Annotated in this window: 10 protein-coding genes; 5 read left to right on the top strand and 5 right to left on the bottom strand. The window is 72.3% G+C overall.

Annotated elements, in window-relative coordinates; translation table 11 throughout:
* Positions 1–28 precede the first annotated feature (28 nt).
* Positions 29–1,204 carry an FAD-dependent monooxygenase gene (locus OG259_RS02735; RefSeq protein ID WP_266900073.1) on the top strand — a complete coding sequence of 392 codons (1,176 nt, stop codon included), beginning with the start codon at positions 29–31 and terminating at the stop codon, positions 1,202–1,204.
* 190 nt (positions 1,205–1,394) lie between these two features.
* Here the strand turns inward: OG259_RS02735 and OG259_RS02730 are convergent, their stop codons facing one another.
* The 3 genes from OG259_RS02730 to OG259_RS02720 are packed head-to-tail and all read right to left on the bottom strand — an operon-like array spanning position 1,395 to position 4,922.
* Complete coding sequence (locus OG259_RS02730) at positions 1,395–3,371, bottom strand: alkyl/aryl-sulfatase (RefSeq protein WP_328940695.1); 1,977 nt, start codon at positions 3,369–3,371, stop codon at positions 1,395–1,397.
* Positions 3,372–3,431: 60 nt separating this feature from the next.
* Positions 3,432–4,076, bottom strand: a complete 645-nt coding sequence (locus OG259_RS02725; protein WP_328940694.1) for a TetR/AcrR family transcriptional regulator — start codon at positions 4,074–4,076, stop codon at positions 3,432–3,434.
* A 36-nt stretch (positions 4,077–4,112) separates the two neighbouring features.
* A complete protein-coding gene (locus OG259_RS02720) occupies positions 4,113–4,922 on the bottom strand; it encodes a dienelactone hydrolase family protein (RefSeq protein ID WP_328940693.1) in 810 nt (269 codons plus the stop codon).
* Between the two features lie 149 nt (positions 4,923–5,071).
* On the opposite strand from OG259_RS02720, the gene OG259_RS02715 reads away from it, so the two are divergent.
* From OG259_RS02715 to OG259_RS02705, 3 genes are all read left to right on the top strand, one after another.
* Entirely contained in the window at positions 5,072–6,118 is a 1,047-nt protein-coding gene (locus OG259_RS02715; RefSeq protein WP_328940692.1) for a GlxA family transcriptional regulator, read from the top strand.
* Positions 6,119–6,332: 214 nt separating this feature from the next.
* Positions 6,333–8,102 carry a lysyl oxidase family protein gene (locus OG259_RS02710; RefSeq protein ID WP_328940691.1) on the top strand — a complete coding sequence of 590 codons (1,770 nt, stop codon included), beginning with the start codon at positions 6,333–6,335 and terminating at the stop codon, positions 8,100–8,102.
* A 232-nt stretch (positions 8,103–8,334) separates the two neighbouring features.
* The gene (locus tag OG259_RS02705; protein WP_328940690.1) at positions 8,335–8,607 is read left to right on the top strand and encodes a hypothetical protein; all 273 of its coding nucleotides are present in this window, start codon (positions 8,335–8,337) and stop codon (positions 8,605–8,607) included.
* A 189-nt stretch (positions 8,608–8,796) separates the two neighbouring features.
* Here OG259_RS02705 and OG259_RS02700 read toward each other — a convergent pair whose 3' ends face one another.
* Positions 8,797–9,051: a DUF6332 family protein gene (locus tag OG259_RS02700; protein ID WP_328940689.1), complete on the bottom strand. Its 255-nt coding sequence runs from the start codon at positions 9,049–9,051 to the stop codon at positions 8,797–8,799.
* A gap of 32 nt (positions 9,052–9,083) precedes the next feature.
* Entirely contained in the window at positions 9,084–10,547 is a 1,464-nt protein-coding gene (locus OG259_RS02695; RefSeq protein ID WP_328940688.1) for an erythromycin esterase family protein, read from the bottom strand.
* A 268-nt stretch (positions 10,548–10,815) separates the two neighbouring features.
* Here OG259_RS02695 and OG259_RS02690 point away from each other — a divergent pair, with 268 nt between their 5' ends.
* Positions 10,816–12,093 (top strand): alpha/beta hydrolase, encoded by a 1,278-nt coding sequence (locus OG259_RS02690; RefSeq protein ID WP_328940687.1) that lies wholly within the window; start codon positions 10,816–10,818, stop codon positions 12,091–12,093.
* The last annotated feature ends 115 nt before the right edge of the window (positions 12,094–12,208 follow it).

Genomic DNA, 12,208 nt, shown 5'->3' with positions numbered 1-12,208 from the left:
ATCGGCGGCCGGCCGATAGGAGCGGGAAATGACGCAGCACTCCACACGCAAGGCCCTCGTCATCGGGGCCGGGATCGGCGGACTGGCGGCCGCGGCCACGCTGCGCCGAGCCGGTGTCGAGGTCCAGATCTTCGAACGGGCTCCCGAGCTGCGACCGGGGACCACGGCGGTCTCCCTGATGTCCAACGCCGTCCTGGCGCTGCGCACCCAGGGCATCGACATCGCCCCGGGCCTGGACAAGCGCGGTGAGGTCTTCGACGAACTGAAGTTCCTCACCAAGCGCGGCCGGCTGATCAGGGCCCTTCCGTTCCGCGAACTCGCGGACCGGCTGGGCGCGTCGAACCACGCCGTCCACCGCGCCGACCTCCAGCAGACGCTCCTCGACGCGCTCGGGGACGACCAGGTCATCGAAGTGAACGCCGCGGCCACGGGGTTCGTCACCGGCGACGACGGGGTCGAGGTCACCTTCGAGGACGGGCGGAAGGCCTCCGGCGACGTCCTGATCGGCGCGGACGGCTTCAACTCCGCGATCCGGCGGCAGGTGGCGGGCGCCGAGGAGCCGCGGTCCGGCAACTACGTGTGCTGGCTGGCGACCGTACCCTTCAGCCATCCGCGGCTGACCAAGGGGTACGCCGCGCACTACTGGGGGCGCGGCCAGCGTTTCGGCCTCGCCGACATCGGCCACGGCCGCGCGTACTGGTGGGGGACGAAGAACGTCCCCGACTGGGTTTCCGGGACCCCGCGCCTCGGCAAGGAGAAGATCGCCGGCGTCTTCGCCGGCTGGGCCGACGAGGTACAGGAGGCGATCAGGGTCACCCCCGAGGAGACGATCGTCACCATCACCGCCCAGGACCGACCGTTCCTGCAGCGATGGGGCACGGGACGCACGACCCTGCTCGGGGACGCTGCGCACCCGATGCTGGTGAGCCTCGGCCAGGGCGCGGCGCTCGCCATCGAGGACGCCGTCGTCCTCGCCGAGCACCTCAAGGACGCGACGGACCTGCCTGCGGCCCTGCGCGGTTACGAGGACGAGCGTCGCCCGCGGACCGAGGCACTGGTCGCCGCGGCCCGTGCGCTCAGCGAGAACGAGCAGCTGGACGGCCCGTTCTCCTCGCGGATGCGCGACCTCTACTTCCGGTTCGCGCCCATGTCCAAGTTCACCAGCCAGAACGAAGCGGTCCTCACCTGGCCCCCGCTGGGATGACCACGCCCCGCACTCAACGCATCCGCGCCCTTCCCGCCGTGATCAGGCCGCGGGCGGGGTCGCCCGCCGGGGTCTGAGGGCCACGACGCCGGCGTCGGTCGCGCCAGCAGGTCGAGCCGCCCCCGGTTCGACCGCGGCGCGCTGACCTGAAGCGTGCGCGGCCCGAGGGCGGGCACCGGCCGCACCGGTCTCACGGAGTCACGATCGGGAACTCCGGCTCGGGGGTTTCGAGGACCGCGAGCAGCCGGGGCAGGAGCGCGCGGTCGCCGGTCATGGTGATGCCGGCGGTGCCCTTTCCGGCCAGCAGGGTGAGGAGCTGGGGCTTGGTCATCGTCATGGTCAGGCCCGCGTCGGCGGCGGGGCGGGTGTCCTTGGTCCAGGTGAGCAGGCCGTTGGCGAGGCGCAGGTGCCAGTGGTCGGCGCCGATGTGCCAGTCCATGGTGATCCGTAGCGACCAGGCCTTCGGGCCGTCGACGCGGACGGCGAGGCTGTCGATGATCTGGCCGACGGTCAGGGCCAGGTACATGTCGGGGCCGAGCGCGGCGGTGGCGTGGGGTGTGATGCCGTGGAGGAGTTCCTGGGCGCCGGTGAGGTAGAAGTTCCGCCAGACGGCGTTCTCGACGGCCTGTCCCAGGCGGGTGTAGAGCGCGGCGAGTTGATGCCTGGCGCGGCTGTCCCGGGGGTCGTTGAAGACGGCGTGGTTGAGCAGGGTGACGGCGAAGCGCAGCTCGCCCCGGTCGGCGTAGTGCCGGGCGCGGGCGCGGACCGCGGCCTGGCCGCCGAGGGACTCCACCCAGAGGCGGGCCTCCTCGGCGGGCGGGTGTTCCCAGAGATGGGCCGGGTTGCCGTCGAACCAGCCCATGTACCGCTGGTAGACCGCCTTGACGTTGTGGCTGAGCGAGCCGTAGTAGCCGCGATTGGCCCAGACGCCCTCCAACTGGGGCGGGAGCCGGAAGGACTCCGCGATCTCGATGCCGGTCAGGCCCCGGTTGATCAGCCGGACGGTCTGGTCGTGCAGGTAGCCGTACAGGTCCCGCTGGTGGGTGAGGAGGTCGACGATGGCGTCGTTGCCCCAGGTGGGCCAGTGGTGCGAGGCGAAGGCGACGTCGGCGGTGCCGTCGTAGAGGCCGATCGATTCGGTGAGGTAGCCGGCCCAGGCGTGGGCGTCGCGCACCTGGGCGCCGCGCAGGGTGAGGATGTTGTGCATGGTGTGGGTGGCGTTCTCCGCCATGCACACCGCGCGCAGGTCGGGGAAGAGGAAGTTCATCTCCTCCTGGCACTCGGTGCCCGGGGTCATCTGGAACCGGATCCGCACCCCGTCGAGGACGACCTCCTCTCCCGTGGTGCCGATGTGCTGGGTGGGGGCGATGAGCCCGACGGTGCCGAGCGAGACCGTCAGTCCGAGCCCGCAGCCGACCTGTGCGCTCGCGTTCTTGGGGAGCGTGGAGCCGTACATATAGGCGGCGCGGCGGGCCATCGCGGTGCCGACGTACACGTTCTCGCTGACCGCGTGCTCCATGAAGCCCTTCGGAGCGAGGACGGGTACGTCCCCGCCGCCGTCCGGCAGCACTCCCCGGCAGCCGCCGAAGTGGTCGACGTGCGGATGGGTGTAGATCATCGCCCGGACGGCACGGTCGCCGCGGTGTGTGCGGTACAGCCGGAGGGCCGCGGCGGCGGTCTCGGCGGAGATGAGCGGGTCGATGACGATGATGCCGGTGTCGCCCTCGACGATCGTCATATTGGACAGGTCCAGGCCCCTGACCTGGTAGATCCGGTCGGTGACCCGGTACAGGCCCTGGCGCGACAGGAGCCGCGCCTGCCGCCACAGGCTGGGGTCGACGGTGTCGGGGACCTCACGCTCGTCCCGGTCGCCTCGGCCGCTCGCCGACTCGGCGAGGAATCGGTAGGCGTCGGGGTCCCAGACGGTCTTCCCGGCGGCTGTGGTGATCGGTCCGCCGGTGAACGCGGCGATGAAGCCGCGTTCCGCGTCGGCGAAGTCGGTCTCGTCGTCGTACGGGAGCCCGTCGGTCCGCGTCGGGGTCCGCACCTTCTGGGGCAGGTGCCCGGCGAGCGCCTGGGCGGTCTGCGGGTTGAGGGAGACGGAGGCGGCCGCGGCGCCCATCGCGGCGGCCGCCGCGACGAAGCCGCGCCGGTTCATCGAAGTCATGGCAGTGTCACGCCCTTCTCGGTGAGGACGCCCACTATTGCAGTCTGACTGCAATACGAGTCAAGAGGTGTGCGGCCCGACCCCCAGGAGCGCCCGGAGCGTGCGGTCGATCGCCGCACGCGCCGCCGTCCCGTCCAGCCCCCGGCGGGAGCGCAGGTGGTCCCAGACCGCCCACGACGAGGCGGCCTCCAGAGCGTCCAGCAGTCCGCCGGCCTCTTCCGCGTCGGGCACCCTGCCCAGCTCCGGCGCGAACACCTCGGCGAGGTCCGCCCGGAACCAGGCGTCCCCCTCGGCCATCACCCCGCGCAGGCCCGGCGAATCCGGTTCCAGACCGAGCCCGATCTTCCGGATCGGCGTCATCACCTCGTACATCCGGCCGCGCTGTGCGAGCAGCGCCTCCACCTTGCGTGCCGTCCGCCACGCGGGCGGCACCGGTTCCGCATGGGCGCGCCACCGCTCGGCCTGCCGCCGGGCGGCCGCCACGAACAGTGCCTCGCGGTCGGCGAAGTGCACGAACACCGTCCGCTCGGAGACTCCCGCCCGCTCCGCGATCGCCTTCCGGGTGGGCTCCCTGCCCTCCTCCGAGACCAGCCCGAGCAGCGCGTCGAGCAGCGCCGCGTACGTCCACTCCGGGTCCCGCCGGCGTCGCCCCCGCCCGCCGGTGTCCGCACGTCCGGGGTCCTTCTCCGCCTCTGTGTCGTTCACCGGCCCATGGTGGCAGAAGGGCAGGTGGACGACGTGTCACTCTCCGGGCGGGTGCAGGCGGTCGGTGAGGAAGGCGAGGATCTCGTCGCGGGCCCGGACGGTGGGGTGGCCCGCCTCGTCGACGAGATGGGCGGTGACGACGCTGTGCGGGGTGCCGACCAGGTCGGCGAAGAAGGGCGGTGGGGCCGGGTTCGCGGCGTCGTCCGGGAGGACGCGCCCGTCGAAGGCGTCGCCGAGGAGCGCGCGGTAGGCGGCGAACCGCTGCCCCGTGCACCAGCGGTCGCCCTCGAAGCGGTAGGCGAGGACGGTGAGTCCGTCGCGGGCGATCCGGTCACGCACCGCACGCGCGTCCGCCGCGTCGAGTTCGAGTCCGCCGGGGTCGTCGAGGGGGAGTGACGGGTGGTTGACCACGGGGGCGATCACCGCCGGTTCCAGGGCCATGGCGAGGGCGAAATTGCCGGTGAAGCACAGGCCGATCGCGCCCACCCCGGGCCCGCCGCAAGCCTCGTGGGCCTGGCGCGCGAGACCCCGCAGCCACACCGTCACCGGGCTGGTGCCGCCGCCGGCGAAGGCGCGGAACTCCGCGCTGACGCAGGCGCGGCGGACGACTTCCCGGCCGCCCGCGACCGTGGGGAAGGCGCCGTCCGTCCCGAACAGGGAGGGCACATGGACGGTGAAGCCCGCGTCCCGCACCCAACGGGCGAGCCGCAGGACGTCGGGACTGATGCCCGGCATCTCGGGCAGCACCACGACGGCGGGTCCGGCCCCGGCCACGTACACGGTCTTCGTCACCCCCTCCACGGCCACGCTCCGGCGGGTGAAATCGGTGATCGGATCATCGGTCATGAGGACAGCGTGGCCCGTGCCCGGCGGTGCGTTGAGGGGCCGGATCGCCAAGCTCGAAGGTAATCTCGCCACGCGACGAGGCGCGCCACGCGGCGAGGAGCGGTACGGGACGGCGACGGAGGCACGAGGACGACGGAGGTACGGGGGCGATGACGGAGGCGACGGGGCGGGCGGAGGTACACGGACGCCCGGGTGCCGAGGCGGGTGCCTTGCGGGTCGGTGTCCTCGCCCACCCGGGCTGCTTCGCGTCCGAAGTCTTCGGAGTCCCCGACCTGTTGACCATGGCCGCACACGTGGCAGGACCCGACGCGCCCGGCTACCGGGTGTCCGTCGTCTCGCCCCGCCGCCGGGTCACCGCCTCGGGCGGCGCGAGCCTGGACGTGCGTCCGCTGCGCGAGGTCGACGTCCTCGTCGTCCCCGGCTTCGAACTGGCCCCGGCCACGGACCTCGACGCACACCTCGCCGGGCTGGCCCCCGAGATCGCCGCGATCCGCGCGCAGGCCGCCGCCGGCACCGCGGTCGTCTCCCTGTGCGTCGGCGCGTTCCTGCTCGCCGACGCCGGGCTGCTCGACGGGCGCCGGGCCACCACGTCCTGGCTGTACGCCGACGCACTGGCGAGGCGCTGCCCGGAGGCCGACGTCCGGCCCGAGCACCTGGTCGTCACCGACGCGGGCGTGACGACCACGGCCGCCTTCAGCGCCATGTGGGACTTCGCGCTGGACCTGATCCGCCGGCACAGCGGCGCCCGGGTGGCCCGGGCCACCGCGCGGGTGGCGCTCGTCGACGACGCGCGGACCTCACAGACCCCGTACGTCGACCCGCGACTCCTGCCGCAGCCCGGCGGAGCGTTCTCCCAACGGGTCATGAGGCGGCTCGACCAGAACCTCGCCGAGCGATACGACCTGGCCGCGCTCGCGGACATCTTCCGGGTCAGCACCCGCACGCTGCTGCGCCGCTTCGCCGAGGAGACCGGACGCAGCCCGCTGGCCCATCTGCAGGCCTCCCGGATCCGCCGCGCCCGCCACCTCCTGGAGGCCACCGACCGCACCGTCGCCGCCGTCGCCGCGGCCGTCGGCTACCAGGACCCCGGCACCTTCGCCGCCCTCTTCGCCCGCCACACCGGCCACCGCCCGAGCGCCTACCGCGCCGCCTTCCGCCGTACGGACCGGGCGCTCGCCCCGAAGCGCGACGCCTGAGACGTGCCGCCGAATGCCCCACCACAACAGCACTATCAGGCCAACATCCTGACGATTTCGGCTCCCGGGACAACCGGGGATCCGGTCCCCTCCTCTCACCCCACGGGCGCAGCGAGTGCCTCTCACCGTGCCGGACGGACGGCTCGTGCAGTCCCGTCGGCCGGGTGGCCCGCTGCCCGCTTCCTTCTCACAGCATCCGGAGAACGAGGGAACGATGACCACCACGCGCACCACCCGGCTGCGGCGTCCGCTGCTCGCCGGTTCCACGGCCGTCGCCGTCATGGCAGTGACGGCCGGCATCATGGCCGCGACGCCGGAGCAGGCGAAGGCCGCGACGGGGCCCAAGCTGAGTCTCATCGCGGCGACCGACTCGGTCACGCTCACCTCCTGGAAGGAGGAGCCGGGGGTCTACCTCGACCTGGGCACCTACCTCACCGCGGAGGGCACACCGCTGGAGCTCAAGGTGAACCGGAAGTCCTACAAGGACCCGGTGACCATCACCCAGACCGTCTACGAGGGCGGCAAGGCCAAGGCCAAGGCGCTGCCCCTGGGCACCGTGAAGGACTTCTCCGGGCTGCCCGGCTTCGCGGAGATCACCGTCACCGACAAGACGGGCAAGAAGGTCGTCAGCCGGACGGAGAGCTTCTGTCCGAACAACGCCAGCGGACGGGTCCGACCCGATGCGCCCTCCACCTCGAAGTATCCGGAGAGCTGCCCCACCAACGCGTTCACCCTCGGCTCGGTGTGGGGCGTCGAGAAGGGGTGGGCCGCCAACACCTACGCCGGGTCCTACACCCAGCCGGTGAAGCTCCCCGTCGGCACGTACACCGCCAAGGTCGGGGTCGCCAAGAAGTACCGGGACCTCTTCGGGATCGCCGACAAGCCGGCGACCGTGAAGGTCACCGTCCAGGAGCGCAGCTGGGAGGAGGGACCCGGTGTCTCGGCCGCCAAGCCGGCCACCGCCGGGGAGCACGCCGCGCACGGCAGCGCCCACCAGGCTCCGACCGGTCACGCCGGGCACGGTCCGGGGCACGGTCCGACGCCCGTCCAGGCCGCCGCACCGGTGACCAGCGGCGCGGGCCCCTCGTACAACGTGGGCCACGGGCCGCTGAAGGCCGCGCCGCCGGCCCTGCCGTGGGCCACGAAGAAGCAGCAGGCCGAGCGCGCCGACGCGCAGGACGTGCAGGACCTGCAGGCCGGTGACGCCGCCGGGCAGACCGACGGCTCGCGCAAGGCACCCGCCCTCACCCCGCAGGCCAAGCGGCCCACCGGCACGCCCTCCGTCCCGGCCGTCCCCAAGCCCGACCTGCGGTCGCTGCCGGCCTACGGCATCACCATCAGCGACGGTGCCCAGAACATTCCCGGCAAGGACTACCTGGCCTTCAGCGCCAACGTCTGGAACGCCGGCCCGGCTCAGCTCGTGGTGGACGGCTTCCGTTCGCCCGGCAAGGCCAAGATGGACGCCTACCAGTACTTCTACGACGCCAACGGCAAGCAGGTCGGGTACACCCCGACCGGCACCATGGAGTGGGACCCGCGTCCCGGCCACGTGCACTGGCACTTCACCGACTTCGCCAGCTACCGGCTGCTGAAGGCCGACAAGAAGGAAGCGGTGCGCAGCGGCAAGGAGGCCTTCTGCCTCGCCAACACCGACGCCGTCGACTACACGGTGAAGAACGCCAACTGGCACCCCTTCAACACCGACCTCTCCACCGCCTGCGGCCAGGAGAACTCCATCTCCGTCCGCGAGGTGCTGGACGTCGGCTCCGGTGACACCTACACCCAGGACCTGCCGGGGCAGTCGTTCGACATCACGGACGTGCCCAACGGCACCTACTACATCCAGGTGCTGGCCAACCCGGCCAAGCGGCTGAAGGAGACCAACCTCGACAACAACAGTGCCCTGCGGAAGGTCGTCCTCGGCGGCACCCCCGGCAATCGGACCGTGACCGTCCCCGCGCACGACCTCGTGAACGCGAACTGATCACACACCGCCTACCGGAACACCTGCCGAGCCGCCCTGAGTTCGGCAGAGCCCAGGCAGTCGCGCACCCCCGGGAAGGAGCCTTCCCGGGGGTGCGCCACGACACCGCCCGCCCGTGATTCCGTAGCCACGACATGGCCGGACCGGGTCGGGGGAGCGCCCCGGCGCACAACCTCCGGCCGGCGCGTGCGCTCGCCCGCAGGGGCGGAGCTCGCGCCGAAAACACCGGCCGGTGATCAATCCCGATCGGTGCCGTTTTCCCACCGCACGGAGTAGAAGCGACGACGTCGCCGGAGCGGTACGGGCGGCCCGCCTCGTCGCCGCCGCGGCGCGCGAACGCCCGCTGTCGCCGGGGCCCTTCGGGGCGCGCATCGCGCCGTACGCGCTGGTCGCGGCCTTCCCCGCCCCTGAACCCTCCCCGCCCCCCACCGCGCCGGGACTCAGCCGCACGCAGATCGAGAGCCTGCTCGCCGGTGCGGGCATCGCGGCGCTCTTCCTGTCCTGAACCCGGATCCGAAGCGGCTCGTGGGTCGAGCCGCCGCCCGCCGTGCCCCCGCCGTCCCCGCAGGCCGTCCCGTTGCCGGAAGGAAGCACGTCCCATGCCCGACAGCCCCGTCCGCGTCACGACGCCCGCAGGAAACCCTGACGTCGACGGGGCGCCCGCGGAGCGCGTCACCCCGATGCGCTCCGCGGGTCAACGGCCCTGACGCCGACGTGCGTCGAACCGGAGCAGCACGCGCACCACACGCCACACCGCGGCGGCACCGGCCAGCACGGCCCCCACCACGAGCAGGCCCTTCCCCGCAGGCTCGGAGACACCGACGACCATCGCCGGCACCAGGAGCACACCGAAGACGAGCGCGGCCAGCACACCGGCCGTCACCAGGGCGAACATGATCTCCACCGTCATGGCGTCCTTCTCCCACCGCGACTCGCGCCCTTGGTCCATCCGGCAAGTCTCACATGAAGCCCGGGCGACCGTCAGACCCTCACGCGTGGCGCGGCGGCCGATCCACGTGCCGGCGGTCGGAGTTCGTCGGCCGCCCGGACCCGATGGAGGTGGATGAGGATGTCGTAGGCCCGGCCGAGGGCGATGGTGGGCAAGGGATCGGGGGTGAAGGTCGAGCCCGCGTCGTAGACCGGCCGGGCACGGTCGAGCCAGGCGCGGGCAGCGGCGGGAGCGGTTCGCAGGTCGAGGTAGAAGTCCCGGTACCCGACCCGGTCCAGGACGTGTTCGTTCATGCCGGGGCGTGCTGCCGGGACGGTGACCGGCTTCCACTCCCCTGCGAGGGAGGTGTCCTTGGTGAGGAAGGAGCCGCCGGCGAAGCTGAAGCCGATGGCGGCGTAGCCGTCGCCCAGGCGGTCGCGCAGCACGGCGCCCTGGGTCCGCGGGTACATGTCCGGGTGGGTCGAGAGGTATCCGACGTGGCCGTTGTGGGCCGACAGCAGCATCTTGTGGCCGGTGTGGCGCTGCCACCACAGCACGTTGTCGGCCATGGCCTGGTCGCGCAGCCGCTCGGCGGCGGTGACCGAGGCCGGGTCGGCGAGGTCGACGGTGGCGAAGGCGAAGGTCTGCGCGATGTTCCGGGCGTGCCGCACCGTCCACGCGTAGTCCGTGCCGCCGGACTCCTGGTGCTCGGCCACCAGGTCGAGTGCCTCCTGGGCGCGCGCCGCGTACTCCTCGCGTTCCGCGACGGGTTTGCGCAGGTGGGCGAAGATGTCGTCGAAGGGGCGCAGCCCGGCGTACAGCTCGGTGAGCCGGGGGAGTACCTGGGGCCGGGTCTCGCCGACGGACGACAGCACGCGCGCGAAGACGTGGTCGCCGAGCTTCGGCGCCCCCAGATCGTCCCCCATGAAGTGGACCCGGTGGCCGGGGTGGCGGCGGTTGTACTCCCGCATCCAGCCGATCAGGCTGACGAACTCCTCGCGCTCCCACGGGGATCCGGCCAGCGTCTCCTCCGCGATCGTCCGTGGGTCTCCGGGACCGCCCTGGAGGTACTCGTCGATCCTGAGCCCTGCCGACCAGCTCATCTCCAGGGCGAAGGCGGTGAAGCCGCGCTCCTCGACGAGGTGCCGGAAGACGCGTTCCTTCATGGCGAAGAACTCGTGCGAACCGTGCGTGGCCTCGCCGAGACCCACCACCTTCGCATCGCCGACCATGGTGCTCAGCGCCCGCAGGTCACCGGTCCTGCCGCCGGGCTCCGTGGAACCCAGCGGGTGAGCGGCCCGTTCCAGAGACCGTACGAGGGCTGTTCTCCCGTTCGCCGTGCCGGATTCGGCGGACAGGGTCGATGCGGCGGAGGCGTCGGGTGCGCCCGAGGGTGCCCGTCCGGCCGGTGCCGCGGCGGCCAGAGGGGTGGCCAGTGTCGTGGCGGCGAGTGCTCCCGTGAGGACGAGGAACCCTCGTCGGCCGGTCGTCTTGCTGTACCTGTGGATCCTGATCACTCCTTGTGTGCGGTGGCTCCCCGAGCCTTTGAAGTGATCTTCGTTCGCCGTGACGCGGACCGCGCTGGGGCGACCCACCGACTTGCTCCGGGGGACACCCCCCGGCTGCACGGCCGGGCCGGGGCTCCGCACCCGTCTGCCCGCCGACGCGAAGTCGTGAGGGGACCGGCAACCGCGGGCCTTCTCGGACGTCTGTCGGAATGAAGCCATCGTGTGGCGCTCGGGAGCTGCTTCCGGCGCCACCTTCACCGCTCATGGAGACCGTTCCTTGAATCACCACGACACACCCCCGGCCGCTCGCCGCCGCCTGCTTCGGGCCTGCACCGTCGCCGCCTCCGCGGCGGCCCTCTTCGTGCCGCAGGCCCTGGCGGGGAGCCCCGTGGCCGCCGCGACCCCCCTCGCTCGGGCCGAGGGGCCGCAGGGCGTCGCCGCCGTCACCTACAACCTGGGCGACCAGGCCTATCGGCTGCCGGGCACCGGGGAGCCGGTCGAGATCGCCGCGACCGTGCACTACCCGAAGGATCTCGGCTCCACGCCGCGGCCCCTCATCGTCCAACTGCACGGCTTGCACGAGACGTGCGCGGACCGGGAGGCAGCGGAAGCCCTCCGCGCCGCCGAACTCGCCCAGGACTGGGACGCGTACGAGGCCGCCAGCCTGAAGCTGTTCAGCTGGCCCTGCGCCCCCGGCACCCGCCCCATCGCCAACGACCGCGGCTACGACTACCTCGGCGAGGAACTGGCCCGCCGCGGCTTCGTCGTCGTGTCGATCCGTGCCAACGGCATCAACGCCTCGTCGTCGGAGGGAGACGCGAACGCCTCCGTGCGGGCCGACCTGATCAACAGACACCTGGCCCTGTGGCAGCAGCTCAGCGCCTCGGGCCGCGGCGGTCTCGTCGGCGCCTTCCGCGACGCGGCCACGGGTGGATCCCAGCCCGTCGACTTCAGGAACCACGTCGACCTGAACAACGTCGGCACCATGGGCCACTCCCGCGGCGGCGCAGGCGTGACCTGGCAGGCGGCCGACCGCCACAAGACCCAGTGGCCCGCCGGAGTCAAGGTCAGGGCGGTCATGGCCTTGGCTCCCGCCTACAACGTCATGACCGAGGACATGACCGCGTACGAGATCACGAAGACCCCCGTGGCCGTGCTGCGCGGGACCTGCGACGGCCATGTCGGCCGTGAGGTCTTCTCCTTCGCCGCCGACGCGACCGCCCGGAGCTCCGCCGGATTCCACCAGGTCGCGGTACACGGCGCGAATCACAACTACTTCAACACAGAGTGGTCGCCGGAGAGCGGAGAGGTCGCCGCCGGCGACGACGCCGGCCACGACGACGACCACCCCGGCCAGTGCACCGAACCCGGTGGCTCCGCCTTTGCGCCGCAACTGACCGAGTCCGCCCAACGCCAGGTCGGCGCGGCCTACGTCGAAGCCTTCTTCCGGCGGTACCTCACCGACGACAAGCGGTTCGACGGGATGCTGACCGGCAAGCGGCACCCCCTGGCCCCCATCGCCCGCGTCGATGTGACGGCCGCCGCCCGTCGCTGACTCCGCGCTGACTCCGAGTCCTCTCCTCCCCCGGACGAAGCCCTGGGGGAGGAGAGGAGATCGGCCCGAATCCGGCCCCGCCCGCGGTATATGGTCGCCGGAGGGTGGGCCGGCC

Origin of the sequence: Streptomyces sp. NBC_00250 (genome assembly GCF_036192275.1) — a bacterium.
Classification (GTDB): Bacteria; Actinomycetota; Actinomycetes; order Streptomycetales; family Streptomycetaceae; genus Streptomyces.
Note: the sequence above shows the minus strand (reverse complement) of the source record. Positions and strands in the feature narration are given on the sequence as shown.